This is a genomic window from Leptospira weilii (assembly GCF_006874765.1).
Lineage (GTDB): Bacteria > Spirochaetota > Leptospiria > Leptospirales > Leptospiraceae > Leptospira > Leptospira weilii.
On the sequence record NZ_CP040840.1, the window covers coordinates 3,322,501 to 3,335,000 of the forward strand.

12 protein-coding genes (2 of these 12 only partly in view) are annotated in these 12,500 nt (G+C 41.2%); 8 read left to right on the plus strand and 4 right to left on the minus strand.

Annotated elements, in window-relative coordinates:
- The 3 genes in view from FHG67_RS16085 to FHG67_RS16095 are tightly spaced (at most 2 nt apart) and all read left to right on the plus strand, a layout consistent with a single transcriptional unit that may run on beyond the window.
- A protein-coding gene (locus FHG67_RS16085) for an FtsW/RodA/SpoVE family cell cycle protein (protein WP_004496922.1) crosses the window boundary here: on the plus strand, positions 1 to 123 show its 3' portion. 1,026 nt of this gene lie to the left of the window's left edge; only the last 123 of its 1,149 coding nucleotides appear in the window; its start codon lies off the left edge, out of view; its stop codon occupies positions 121 to 123.
- A complete protein-coding gene (locus FHG67_RS16090; protein ID WP_002617790.1) occupies positions 120 to 1,196 on the plus strand; it encodes a UDP-N-acetylglucosamine--N-acetylmuramyl-(pentapeptide) pyrophosphoryl-undecaprenol N-acetylglucosamine transferase in 1,077 nt (358 codons plus the stop codon). Before FHG67_RS16085 ends, FHG67_RS16090 begins: the two co-directional genes overlap by 4 nt.
- A gap of 2 nt (positions 1,197 to 1,198) precedes the next feature.
- Positions 1,199 to 2,782, plus strand: coding sequence for a UDP-N-acetylmuramate--L-alanine ligase (locus FHG67_RS16095; RefSeq protein WP_061235334.1), 1,584 nt, complete (start codon positions 1,199 to 1,201; stop codon positions 2,780 to 2,782).
- 654 nt (positions 2,783 to 3,436) lie between these two features.
- On the opposite strand, the gene FHG67_RS16100 is transcribed toward FHG67_RS16095, so the two are convergent.
- The gene (locus FHG67_RS16100; protein WP_061235332.1) at positions 3,437 to 4,444 is read right to left on the minus strand and encodes a tetratricopeptide repeat protein; all 1,008 of its coding nucleotides are present in this window, start codon (positions 4,442 to 4,444) and stop codon (positions 3,437 to 3,439) included.
- 317 nt (positions 4,445 to 4,761) lie between these two features.
- Between FHG67_RS16100 and hisE the strand changes: the two genes are divergently transcribed.
- Both hisE and FHG67_RS16110 read left to right on the plus strand, forming a co-directional pair.
- Positions 4,762 to 5,040 carry a phosphoribosyl-ATP diphosphatase gene (hisE, locus tag FHG67_RS16105; protein WP_002630316.1) on the plus strand — a complete coding sequence of 93 codons (279 nt, stop codon included), beginning with the start codon at positions 4,762 to 4,764 and terminating at the stop codon, positions 5,038 to 5,040.
- 4 nt (positions 5,041 to 5,044) lie between these two features.
- Positions 5,045 to 6,880, plus strand: coding sequence for a hypothetical protein (locus FHG67_RS16110; RefSeq protein ID WP_004498992.1), 1,836 nt, complete (start codon positions 5,045 to 5,047; stop codon positions 6,878 to 6,880).
- On the opposite strand, the gene FHG67_RS16115 is transcribed toward FHG67_RS16110, so the two are convergent.
- Positions 6,877 to 7,359, minus strand: a complete 483-nt coding sequence (locus FHG67_RS16115) for an LIC_10730 family protein (protein ID WP_026054730.1) — start codon at positions 7,357 to 7,359, stop codon at positions 6,877 to 6,879. The genes FHG67_RS16110 and FHG67_RS16115 overlap by 4 nt on opposite strands.
- A gap of 180 nt (positions 7,360 to 7,539) precedes the next feature.
- Here FHG67_RS16115 and FHG67_RS16120 point away from each other — a divergent pair, with 180 nt between their 5' ends.
- Positions 7,540 to 8,748 carry a serine hydrolase domain-containing protein gene (locus FHG67_RS16120; protein ID WP_004496929.1) on the plus strand — a complete coding sequence of 403 codons (1,209 nt, stop codon included), beginning with the start codon at positions 7,540 to 7,542 and terminating at the stop codon, positions 8,746 to 8,748.
- Positions 8,749 to 8,803: 55 nt separating this feature from the next.
- On the opposite strand, the gene FHG67_RS16125 is transcribed toward FHG67_RS16120, so the two are convergent.
- Positions 8,804 to 9,514: a DJ-1/PfpI family protein gene (locus FHG67_RS16125; RefSeq protein WP_051017893.1), complete on the minus strand. Its 711-nt coding sequence runs from the start codon at positions 9,512 to 9,514 to the stop codon at positions 8,804 to 8,806.
- Positions 9,515 to 9,610: 96 nt separating this feature from the next.
- On the opposite strand from FHG67_RS16125, the gene FHG67_RS16130 reads away from it, so the two are divergent.
- The gene (locus FHG67_RS16130) at positions 9,611 to 10,300 is read left to right on the plus strand and encodes an HAD-IA family hydrolase (RefSeq protein ID WP_004499002.1); all 690 of its coding nucleotides are present in this window, start codon (positions 9,611 to 9,613) and stop codon (positions 10,298 to 10,300) included.
- 620 nt (positions 10,301 to 10,920) lie between these two features.
- The gene (locus tag FHG67_RS16135) at positions 10,921 to 11,925 is read left to right on the plus strand and encodes a hypothetical protein (RefSeq protein ID WP_142499851.1); all 1,005 of its coding nucleotides are present in this window, start codon (positions 10,921 to 10,923) and stop codon (positions 11,923 to 11,925) included.
- Between the two features lie 67 nt (positions 11,926 to 11,992).
- On the opposite strand, the gene FHG67_RS16140 is transcribed toward FHG67_RS16135, so the two are convergent.
- Positions 11,993 to 12,500, minus strand: the end of a protein-coding gene (locus FHG67_RS16140; protein WP_004500088.1) for an HDOD domain-containing protein. The gene runs 1,019 nt beyond the window's last position; the window shows 508 of its 1,527 coding nt (coding positions 1,020-1,527); the start codon falls outside the window, past its right edge; its stop codon occupies positions 11,993 to 11,995.

A 12,500-nucleotide genomic window follows, 5' to 3' on the forward strand; every position in this document is an offset into this window, starting at 1 on the left:
ATTTTTCCGATTACGGGGATCAGTTTGCCGTTCGTGAGTTACGGAGGATCATCAATTCTCATCGTACTGATTTCTCTTGGAATTCTTGTCAATATTACGCGAAAGGAAAACCTGGGTTTATGAAATCGATCGTAATCGCGGCCGGCGGAACCGGGGGACATATTTCACCGGGAGTGGCTCTGGCGGAAGTATTAACCGACTTGAAAGAAAAAATCGGATACGAAAACCTATATCTATATTCCTTGATCCGCAACCGAAACAATCCGGATTTAGAACAAGCTCCTTGTCCGGTTCTGTGGCATAACCTTCCGCCGCTTTCGAGCAATATTTTTCTATTTCCTTTTCGTTATACGATTCAGATTTTAAAAACGTTTCTTTTATTCAGAAAATTGAATGTGGACGTAATAATCGGAATGGGAGGTTATTCCACCGTATCTTCCATACTCTACGGAATTCTTTTTAAAAAGAAAATCTATCTCTGCGAACAAAACACCGTACCCGGAAACGTGAACCGACTGTTCTTTCGATTTGCGAACAAAGTCGCCTTTAGTTTTCCGCCGAAAAATTCCGCGATCCCCTGTAATTATCAAGTTCTCGGAAATCCGCTCAGAAAAAAAACGCTTCCTAAGATGTCTTTGAAGTTTTCCGAAAAATACGACACCAAAAAGAAAACACAGTTTAACGTGCTCGTGATGGGCGGAAGTCAGGGAGCGAGACAGATCAATAATATCGTCATCGCATTGATGGGGCACGAGGAAATCAACACTCAGTTTCGATTTCGAGTATTAACCGGTTCCGCGTTATACGAAGAGGTTTCCCAAAAGACAAAGCAGGATGCCGAACTCATCTCTTATTCCGATAACATGAAAGAACACTACGAATGGGCAAACTTCGTGATCGCCCGTTCAGGTTCGGGTGTTCTTTCCGAATGTGCGGCGTTCGCGTTACCTATGATTTTGATTCCTTATCCGTACGCGAAAGACGATCACCAGATGGCGAACGCGAAATACTTCGAACTCAACGGGGCCGCGATCGTTATCGATCAAAAGGACGAGGACGAATCCCATCTTTTTAGAATATTGGATCGAATAATAAATAACGTGAATTTGTTAAACGACATGTCTATCAGTTCTCTTCAGTGCTCCCACGTGGACGCCTCCAAAGACACAGTGAAGTATTTCTTTTCTCTCGATTGACGATGAGTTCAAACAGATTGTCCTTTCAAAAACCGTTTTTTTTAGGAATCGGCGGTTCCGGTATGTCCTCTCTCGCGTTTTTACTTTTGAGTAAGGGACTTAAAGTCGGAGGTTACGACGGAAAACATTCGGCGATCGTGGAAAAACTGGTTTTAAACGGCGCAACCGTACTGCATAAATCCGATGTTTTAAAAGCGGAGAATTACGATCTTGCGGTTTATTCCTCCGCGATCCGATTGGATTCCCATCCTTTGGTAAAAAAATTCAAAGACAAGGGAATTCCTTTAGTGCATCGGTCGGAATTGCTTCATCAGGTCATGTCGGAGAAAAAACAAATTTCCGTCGCGGGTTCTCACGGTAAAACGACGACGAGCGCCATGACCGCATTCCTGCTGGAAAAATGCGGGATGTCGCCGTCTATAATGGTTGGAGGAGAAGTCGCGTTTTTGGATGGAAAAGGCGGTTCTTGGGGAGAGGGAGAATGGGGAATATTCGAATCGGACGAGTCGGACGGTACATTCAATAATCATAATGCGGAAATTCGAATTCTTACCAATGTGGACGAAGATCATTTGGACCATTACCAGACTCGGGAGAATCTACTGAACGCTTTTGCGCGTTATATGGAGCGCGCCTCTCGGAAATTGATCTTGAATTTGGACGACATCGGAATCCGCGATTCTCTTACGCTAGTCCAAGACCATTCTAAAATATTAGGCTTTTCTAAAACTTTTATTTCCGGCGGAATTGCAAAGGATCTTTCTCAGAATTCGGACGTAGAAACAACTATCACACGGGGCTCGAATGTTGCGCAAAACAGAGCAATTTCATCTAACGTAAATAGCGAAACGTTACGAATCGGGAAAAAAGATATTTCACAATATTCGAAAAAGAAAGTTTCGATAATCGAAACATCCAGCGTTCGAAACAACACGGGAAACGATGCCTTATCGGATATTGATTCTTCTAAAATCATATATTACACGATCGAGTCGGGCAGACTTAGTTTTCGATTTCAAGAAAAGGAATATTCATTTTCTCTTAAGTATCCGGGAGAACACTATTTAAAAAACGCTTTGGCCGCGATTCTGACCTGCTTTGAAGCGGGTGTGCCCATTGCGGAACTCGTTTCTAAAATCTCGGAATATTCCGGAGTTAGCAGAAGACTCGAGTATCTAGGCAGCAAAAACGGAATCGAAGTCTACGACGACTACGGACATCATCCCACAGAAATCAAGGCGGTGATTCAGTCCATGGAAAGTCTGAAAAAAAACGGAAGGGCGATCATTCTTTTTCAACCACATCGATATACTCGAACACAAAATCTTTATAAGGAATTTGCCGAAAGTCTGGACACCGGAGAATCGGTATATCTTTTACCGATCTACCCCGCAGGAGAAGATCCGATCGAGGGTGTGGGAGCCGAACTTATTTTGGATTCTATGAAAGTTCCCGCAAAAATTCTCCCCAAAGAAATTTCCGAAGGAATTTTCACATTGAAAAATTCTCTGAAGCCCGGAGATAAGCTTATCACTCTAGGGGCCGGCAATGTAAGAGATTGGGGCCTTGCTTTTCTAAGGGATTAATTATATAAAAGAATTTTTATATAATTAATTTTTTATTTAATGATAGCTGCAAAGCAGAGATTCTATACAGTCATTTGATATTACTACTGTTGTTTTTAGATTTCATAAAGGTTTCTTAACGTGAGCAGGGTCGTAAGAAAGTTTGGACGAATAAGAAACTAAAGTGCAACGACTCCCTGAACTCAGGCGCAGAGCTTTCCTAAACTCAATATTGCTACCTAATAAACTCAGTGAAACGGCTTTCTAAGGGCACCGTTTGAGGTCGGTCGCAACACAATGCTCCAATTTTTTCGGAATTTAACTCAATGTTTCTCCCTAAACTCAGCAAAACGGCTTCCTAAGGAGCGCCGTTAACTCAGCGAAGCCTCTCTATGGATCGGCATTCAGGTCGAAACGTAGAATCGCTTTTGCATTTTGTTACACCGAACTCACGTTAGTTAGTTCTATGAGCTTTCGAACGACCTTTTTCGCGATTCAATTCTTATTACTCATCTCTACTATAGAATGTCCAAAATTCTGCGTCTAACGCGGATTTGTATTCAAATTAACGATATTCTATTTTATAGAGATCAGTAGAAATTCTAACGTTTTAGGACTAACTCCACGTTAAATTAACGCGAGTTCGACGCAAGGAAAATTGAATATTAAAATATTCTAATTCAAAGAATCGATTCTGAATTGAAGGTCTCTTTTCTCTTCCGGGTCGCTTGTCAATTCCAGAACCTTTTTGTAATCAGCCTTTGCTTCTTCTTTTCGATTCAATTCTTCGTACGCGTTTGCTCGAAAGAAAAGGACCGAAGATAGATCCCCGTTCGGATATCTGGCAATATACGAATTGAAAGTGTCAATTGCAAACTTAAAGTTACCGACTTCTAAATAAGAAATTCCCAAATTAAATAATGCGTCGTGTTTTTTATCCGTATCCCTTGTATCGTCCGCGCCAATTGCTTTCTGAAAAAATTGAATGGCCTTTGTATATTTTTTCGCTTCGAAATAATAAACTCCCGCTTGAAAATTGGTCTTGATCCCGCTCGGATCTTTGGCTAATTTTTCGAGATATTCTTTCTCTAAATTTTTGCGAGCGTATGCGTTTTTCAAATATTTGAGAATCATCTTGGAATCCGGCATCCCGGTAATTTTATCGATGAGACTTCCATTCTGATCCAAGAAAAGAATCGAGGGATAACCTTTGATTCCGTATTTGCGTTTTAAATTCGGAAAGGTGTCACCGTCTAAAGAAAGCGTAACAAACTTAGAAAGTTCCAGCTGAACTTCTTTTTTGGGATAGATCTCATTCTTCAAAGTCTTGCAGTAACCACACCAATCCGCATAGACATCGATAAAAATCGGTTTTCCGTTAGTCTTTGCTTTTTCAAAAGCGGTCTTGACAGATTTTTCCCATTGAATCTCTGCCGAAATCGGCGAACAAAAAATTACACAAAACAAAACGGAAACCGGGAAAGATAAAAATCCAACACACTCAAGAGGGAACGTTATGTTACGTTTAAAAAGCCGCAACTTTAACTTTACCCATAAATTACTTGAATCCGAAGATAAATCCGTCGGAAATACGGCAACCCCCTGTGATAATTGAATCCCACCCTCATTCTGTGCGGAGGAGTGGCCGATGGTGGGAAGATTCGAGAGATTTTTCTTTATCATAAAATCATACATCTACAAGTAAAAGTTACTTTCTTGTGGGAACTCTCACGTTTGAGCGACTTCTCGGAGATGTTAAAGTCCTGGTAGATTTTTCACACTACTTATCTCTACATAATTAAGTGTCCAAAATTCCGCGTCTAAACGTGGAATTTGCGCCCAATTAACGGTATCCTATTTTCTAGAGATCAGTAATCATAAGATTCTTTCGCAAATTCCTTAGCCAGCGTTTTCTTTCGGAAGAACTCAAAAAATACGGTTGTCGGAGAATCGGAGTCCGGGAAAATGAGAGGCAGATTTTGTAAAGGAAACCTGGACTTATGGAATTTTTATTACAGCTGGAAAACATTCTGAAAAAAAGAAAACAGGACCTTCCCGATAAATCTTATACCGCGGATTTGTTCCGAGGCGGAGTGGATCGAATTCTCAAAAAAGTAGGAGAGGAAGCCGGAGAGGTAATCATCGCCGCAAAAAATTCCGATAAAAAGGAACTTACCCACGAAGCGGCTGATTTGCTTTTTCATCTACAAGTATTGCTCGTCGAACAAGAACTTTCTCTGCAGGACATCGTAGAAGAACTTCGCAAACGACACTCTTAAAACGATGGGTCTTCCGGAAGCCGTCCTTCCCAAAAAAATTTCCGGTAGAATCGCCCTTTTTTCCTTATTCCTTCTTTATACGCTCCTTTTTTATCATAGCGCCTGGTTGAGCGACGATTCGTTCATTACGTTTCGAGTCGTGGATAACTTTCTGAACGGATTCGGTCTTCGATGGAATCCTTGGGAAAGGGTTCAGGTCTATACTCATCCGCTTTGGCTTTTTTTGTTGATTCCGATCCAACGGATCGTTCAAGACATTTCAGCTTCGGCTTACATTCTATCTTATGCCTGCGGAATTCTTTTTTTATCCGTTTATTGTTTCACTCTCTTGAAATTTCGATTCGGTCTCGGATTGATTTTTATTTCTTTGTCGGCGCTTTTCTCTTCTAGAATATTCATAGATTATAATACTTCAGGCTTAGAGAACCCTCTTTCATTTCTGCTTTTACTTTTTTTCGAGATTAAGTTCTATTCATTGTATTTAAACGGAAAACCAAAAAACACAGCTGTCGATTCTCTCGAAATCGGATTTTTGGCCGGACTCTTGCTTTTGACCCGCTTAGATCTGATTTTGTTTTTGGCGGCGCCCCTGTGCGTTCTTTTGGGAAAAATTTTCAGAAATAGAAGAATTCAATTTTTGAAATATTCTTTTTTAGGAATATTTATCTGGTTACTTTACTTGGGGTTTTCTATCGTCTACTTCGGTTCCCCTCTCCCGAACACTTTCTATGCCAAAACAAATGTATTGTCGCCCTTTCCAGAACAAATTTTAGTCGGCTGGAACTACCTCAAAATCAGCTTAAAATGGGATCCGATCGCTCTTTTTATTTTCGGAATGCATGTCTTTTGGATAATTTCGGAGCCGGTTCTACAACGATTTACAAAAATAAGATGGGCGTTGTCCGAAAAAGAAAAAGGAATTCTGTTCCTCGGTTTCGGTTCGATAGTCTTCGTGTTTTTGTATCTTCTCCAGATCGGAGGAGACTTTATGGCCGGAAGATTTTTGGGCACCTGCTTGATCGTTTCGGTTTTTTCCCAATCACTTTTTTTAGCCCTTCATTTTGAAGATTCTAAATTAAACATTCAAAGATTCTTATTTACCTCAAGTGCGATCGTTTCGGTTTACTTTTTTGCGCATTCTGCCTCGCCTCTTCATTACATATTTCAGAGATCCCCGATTCGAGTGGAAAAAGGAATCGTAGACGAAAGAGCTTCGTATCAGGACAATACTTCTTTAAATCATTGGTTTGAGGGAACCACTCCCGACACTCATCCTTGGGCACAATACGCAAAAAAAATCGCGTTCAACAACCCGAAAACTGAGACGAACATTTCGGAATTCCGGCAAGTTCAGATTACGACTAATGTCGGATTATCAGGATTTTACGGCGGTCCCGGAATTCACTGGATCGATCTTCTGGGAATCACCGATCCGTTTTTGGCGAGACTACCCGGCAAAGGTTTTCCCGGTCACTACGTCCGCCTTTTGCCTCTAGGTTATAAGGAATATATCGAGGAGACCGTCGTTTCACTTTCAAATCCGGAGCTGGATCACTTTTACTACGAAATCCGATTGTTAAGCGAAGAAGAGATTTGGACGAAAGAACGCTGGAAAGTTATCGCCGATTTTACGTTTTTCGGCGCAGGAAATTTCAAAACCAGATTTCCAAAGGGATTTTTTTATCCGTTCGATTTAGACACATACCGCACTACTCTATACGGACTTCCTTTTAAGAATTGGAAAGACGAAAATTTGAAGTTGAAATTGTCTCAAGAATATTTTGAGGCCCAGTCTTCAAAAACAGAAATCTATTTTGACACTCCTTTCACGGATTTTTAATGAGATTGCGGCCCGGGGCTTGTCGGAGCCGTACTCGTTTCGCCGGAAAGAATTCGACTGGGAAGTTTACAGAATTGATTACATCGGTCCATACATTGCCGTTGTTTTGCGCTTCTATAGCCTATAATCGGCAAGAAAATAGAGGTGAAAGGATACCATTCCTCCATACAATTCCCCTGACACTTGGCAAGAAGTTGAGTACAAGCGTACTCGTAAGAAAATTTGGATTCTTGATTATGAACGAGTTCAAAGCCTTCCGGAGAAAGTCCGATCCGTTTTCTTTCCTTGATAAGCCGTGCCCGTTCTACTTGCGTAAGATTAGCGTCTTCCGCCGTGGGAAAGGCATCGGGAGACGGAACCTTTTTCACGTTTTTTTGATTCGGATTATCCCAATCAACTCGAACCAAACAATCCATGCTTAAAATCGAAGTGCAAAAAAAACATATTAGAAAAAAACGTAAAATGAGTTTTGAATTCATCGAAAAAGACACTACGATAAATGTTCACAAAAATCAGCCAAAAAGTTACTCGAATCCGAATAAAAAATACTTTTAGAACCCATTCAACTTGCAAAGGTTCTAGGAAATAAATTTCAAAAATCGAAAATTCAAAAGAAAAAGAATCGATTTGAATGTCTTACGAAAAAGAGTGAGGTTCGTATGAGAATTTTCCTTTTTCTGATCTGGGTCGGATGGATCCTTTCCTGCGCCTCTACCGGACGCGAGGAAGTAATATTAGGAAACTCCTCTCGTTTTTTAGCGCCAAAACAACTCAATAGAACTCCTTTCGAGGGTTTTCCGATCGCCCTGCCGGAAGATGTGGGTTTGGATTCAGCTCCCCTACTTCGTTTATCAAAATCCATTCGCGAAGAAGGACTCGAAGTCCGTTCTCTTCTGATCGTAAAGGACGGAAAATTGGTTATGGAACGTTATGCGGGAGGCACTACCCGCAATCACAATCACAGCGTTTATTCGGTGACAAAAACCGTCACATCCACTCTGCTCGGAATTTTAAATTTCGAAGGAATTTTAAAAACGGTGAACGAGCCGGTAATGAATTCTCTTCTTTCCCTTGGAAACCTACCTTTTCCTTTACTCGAAGGCAAAGAGTCTCTTCGGCTCAGAGACGTTCTTCATATGGCGTCCGGAATGCGCTGGTCCGAGTTTCCGGAACGAGAGGATATTAGAACCGCGGAAGATCCTCTCATAATCGCATTATTACCCGAAGTGAAAGACAAACCGGGAACAAAATTCGATTACAGCAACGGAGATTCTCAACTTGCCGCCGCGGTTTTGGAAAACAAAGCGGGTATGACACTGCTTCATTTCGCGGAAAATACTTTATTCTCTTGGCTTGATTTTAAAGGTTACGAATGGTACACATCTCCTTCGGGAAGACAGACCGCCGGTTTCGGTCTGAGACTGAGGCCGATTGATATGGTAAAATTCGGAATCCTGTACTTGAACAATGGAAGTTATCAACGTAAGAAAATTCTCAAGCTCGATTGGATCAAACAAGCAATCAAACCAGGAGCCTCACAAAACTACGGCTACCAATTGTGGACGCACCAATTCGAAGGGAAAAAAACGTTTATGGCAAACGGAAAAGGGAGCCAGTTCGTGTATGTAATCCCTCATAGAAGAATGGTGATCGTGACCACGGCCGCAATTTGGGACAAACCGATTCATTTTCTTTTGGACAAGATCCTTGCAAGCGTAAAGGAATCCTTGAATTCGAAGCAAAAGAAAAAAAATCCGGAAAAAGAAGCCGAGTTTCTAAAGGAAATTCACGAAGCGTCACTCACGGTCGGAAATCCGGCACTTTGGAAAGACCTAGACGAACCTCATCTAGTTCATCATAAAAGATGAATATTCGAAGATTCTGTTTCTTTACGGTGGAAGGCAGGTTCGTAGTTTCCTAAAACTACGAACCCGATTTCGATGCTTTTTTGTTGAATGCCAAAACTCGAATAGCCGCCGCCTTTCTACGATTTTGAGTGGTTTCCCGACTCAGTTTTACTTTCCCCACCAAATGAGAAGTAGCAGTCGTCGGATGCCCCGAAGTAAAAGGGGGAGTCGGATTGTATTCGATCATAAGTTGAATTTCTTCGGCGAGTTCAATCCCGAAAAGTTCAGCGGTTAAAAAAAGGGCAAAGTCGATTCCCGCGGTAACCCCGCCCCCGGTGATCCGATTACGATCCTTAACGAAACGTTCGCCAGAAATCTGAACCGGAAACAATTTTAAAACATCCAAGGAAAGCCAGTGAGTTGTCGCTTTATATCCGTCTAGAAGACCAGCCGCAGCAAGTACCAAAGAACCCGTACAAACCGAAGTGATAAATTTAGAATTTTCCGCTTTTGTTTTGAGAAAATTTAAGACTTCAAATTCTTCCATGAGAAGAGTAGTTCCGGCGCCTCCCGGTACGAGTAGAATGTCGAAATCGGGGCAATTCGAAAAATCATAGTCGGGGATCAATTTCATTCCCGATTCCGCCACAACCGGTTTCTTCGATTGAGCGAATAGGAATATCTTCGCGCTTGGAATTCTTGAAAAAACTTCATAAGGTCCTGTAAAATCAAGTTGTGTGACACCCGAAAAGATAAAAATCCCGATGGAAAGATTAGAACCTCGCATAAATTCCGAGCGTACGTATTTTAATGCGACTTTCAAGTCATTTTTGATTTTAGAATTCCTTGATGCAAAAACTTCGGGGGGGAAAAAAGTAAGCACGTGAATTATGATAAATATCTATTCTTGGATGTAGGAGATACGATTCTTCATCTGAAAAAATCCGCCGGTGAAACCTATCTCGAAATCCTCGTAGAAGCGGGGTTCAAAAAAGAAAAGAATTCACAAGAAATCTACAGAAAAGCATTCTCCGAATCATGGCATAAGATGCATGAGAATTCTCCGCCAGAACATAGGGATAAATATCAATTCCATCCGGGAGGAACTCAAGGCTGGTGGAAGGAATTACTCGCAGATTTTTTAGAAAGAATTCCGGACCGCGTTTCACTTGAAAAAGCGTTTCCGATCATCTATAACAAATTTGCGGACCCGGAACTTTGGAGCGTTGATCCGGGGTTTTGGAAACTTAAGGATCATTGTAAGAACGAAAATTGGGGACTCGGAGTGATTTCAAATTGGGATCACAGACTTAGGGCACTCTTGGAAGCAAAAGGAATATTAGAATATTTAAATCCTGTAATAGTCAGTGCCGAGTTCGGGTACGAAAAACCTTCTTCGAAGATTTTCGAAGAGGCGATGCGTTTGGTGGGGCTTTCCGGAGATCGTTTAGTTTATTGCGGAGACAAATACGAACTGGATATCGTAGTTCCGAAGTATTTAGGTTGGAGATCCTACTTAAAAAACGAAAAAGGGGATTTGAAATCCCTTTCGGAATTGATTCGGTTTTTATAGTAGCGGAATGGATTCTTTTCTATATTTTTAGAACTTGCTCTAAGAGCAGCCTATCGAACGACTTGAAACGCGATCCTTAGAGAGTGTTTCGCTGAGTTAACGCGATCCTTAGAGAGCCGTAACCAACCCACACAAATTAAGAAGGCTTTTGGGATAATAAGGATCAAAAACTGATATTTTTCAAGTGTTCCGACAAGAATGAGGCTTTTTACTTGCAAAAAGTATGATTTTCTGATAGAGAAAAATCTCCCGAACCTTTCCACCCCCACCCAAAAATAAGGGTGGGGCGTAAGTTTCAGAGAGGATTTGTCGGAATTCCGACAGATTTATCTTCGGATCCGAGTATTTGTGAGGTTGGTTTATGTTAGAGAGCAACACTTTAGTTTCTTATTCGCCCAAACTTTCAACCGCCGCACTCACGTTATCTATTACCGCAAAACGTTCTTTTGAAGTTCGGATTAAAACAAACTTCAAGTTGATCTGAAGATAAAATCGAATCTGCCTTTCCTCAAAAAACACAAAGACTCACGAGAAAAATAAGATTCAAAAATGAGAATTATACTTGAGAAAGAACGACAATCCCGTAGAAGAGTCGGAATTCTTTCGATTCAAGGAAAACTATGAACGAAATCTCATCCAATTTCAATCACCCAAGATTCAAAACGGACGATCTGACAGGACACTATGAAAGTTGGTTTGTCAGAGCCAATAATCCTAACGCGTGTCAGGCGATATGGATTCGTTATACGATTTTTTCACCGAAAAACCATCCCGAAAAGGCAATCGGAGAACTCTGGGCCATTTATTTTGACGGAGAAAAAAATACTCATTTTGTATCCAAGTCGGAATTCCCTATCCAAAAATGTGAGTTTCATTCCACACCATTCTCCGTTAGGATCGGAGATTCTGAACTTTCGGATTCGTATCTTTTAGGAAAAGCCGGAAACAGCAAAGGCTCTGAAAAAATTTTTTGGGATCTAAAAATTTCAGGCGGCAGTCCTGCACTTTTTCTTTTCCCCGAAAATTTGTATGAAGGAAATTTTCCGAAAGCGAAAGTGTTGGTTGGAAATCCTAGAGTGAAAGTTTCCGGAAGTTTGAAATTCGGTTCCCAAGAAATTCAAGTTCGAGATTGGATCGGAAGTCACAATCATAACTGGGGATCCAAACATACCGATCAATACGCTTGGGGACAAGTTGTCGGTTTTGAGGAAGAAGCGGATTCTTTCTTGGAACTTGCCACCGCAAAGTTAAAGATCGGTCCCTTATGGACTCCGGCAATCACCCCGATCGTATTTCGGTTTAAAGGCAAGGATTATAAACTCAATCATCCGTTCTTAAGTTTCGGTAGGGCGAAATATCGCTACTTCGATTGGAATTTTGCGGCGAACTCAAGCGAGATTCAAATTAGAGGAAGAATCTATGCGGAACCTCGAGACTTTGCCTGCCTTCAGTACTGGAATCCGCCCGGCGGCTGGAAATATTGTCTGAACAGTAAGATCGCCAGCGCGGAACTTTTTGTGAAACGAAAGGAAGATCTTGTTTATGCGAAACTGACTTCGAATCGTAAAACGGCTTTTGAAATTCTCACCGACGATTTTTCCCATGGAATGAAACCGGAAGTTTAAAAATGAAACCCGAAACTTTTAGATTTTATAGGTTCCCTCAAAATTCAAATTTTCTAATTCACCGATCTTATTTGGTTCTTGATAGGAAATTTTCCAAAGCTTTAGTTCTAAAAGAATGAAAATCACCGGCGCTTTCGAATTTACAAAACTGAAGAACCTTTTCGGGAATCTCGCCGTATTTAGCCTCTTCATTGTTGATCTTAATCATCATATCCGCAAGATAGATCGGATAAATATAAGGAATATATTCCTCTTCGACGGTCAGAGGCCTGTGATGGAATTCCATCGCTTTTGCGTATAAATCCGGAAAATTCCATTTCTCAGCGATCAACGCACCGACTTTCGTATGAGTAATTCCTAATGCAGCTTCTTCTATCGATACGGCAGATGCGATTTCTTTGGACGCGGAAATTTTACCGATATTCTGCATCGTTCTTTCCTCCAAGGAAATAAGAATAATTTCTCCGATATCGTGCAACAACGCGGCGGACATAAGATTACTGACAGCATCCTTTGGAAGCTCTGTCTTCGATGCGATCAGCTTACAGTAGAAAGCACATTGATTGGATTTTTCC

Excerpts from the sequence above, each read along its gene's own strand:
- FHG67_RS16090 (WP_002617790.1), top strand. The coding sequence starts at position 120 with ATGAAATCGATCGTAATCGCGGCCGGCGGAACCGGGGGACATATTTCA.
- FHG67_RS16095 (WP_061235334.1), top strand. The coding sequence starts at position 1,199 with ATGAGTTCAAACAGATTGTCCTTTCAAAAACCGTTTTTTTTAGGAATC.
- FHG67_RS16100 (WP_061235332.1), bottom strand. The coding sequence starts at position 4,444 with ATGATAAAGAAAAATCTCTCGAATCTTCCCACCATCGGCCACTCCTCC.
- hisE (WP_002630316.1), top strand. The coding sequence starts at position 4,762 with ATGGAATTTTTATTACAGCTGGAAAACATTCTGAAAAAAAGAAAACAG.
- FHG67_RS16110 (WP_004498992.1), top strand. The coding sequence starts at position 5,045 with ATGGGTCTTCCGGAAGCCGTCCTTCCCAAAAAAATTTCCGGTAGAATC.
- FHG67_RS16115 (WP_026054730.1), bottom strand. The coding sequence starts at position 7,359 with ATGAATTCAAAACTCATTTTACGTTTTTTTCTAATATGTTTTTTTTGC.
- FHG67_RS16120 (WP_004496929.1), top strand. The coding sequence starts at position 7,540 with ATGAGAATTTTCCTTTTTCTGATCTGGGTCGGATGGATCCTTTCCTGC.
- FHG67_RS16125 (WP_051017893.1), bottom strand. The coding sequence starts at position 9,514 with ATGCGAGGTTCTAATCTTTCCATCGGGATTTTTATCTTTTCGGGTGTC.
- FHG67_RS16135 (WP_142499851.1), top strand. The coding sequence starts at position 10,921 with ATGAACGAAATCTCATCCAATTTCAATCACCCAAGATTCAAAACGGAC.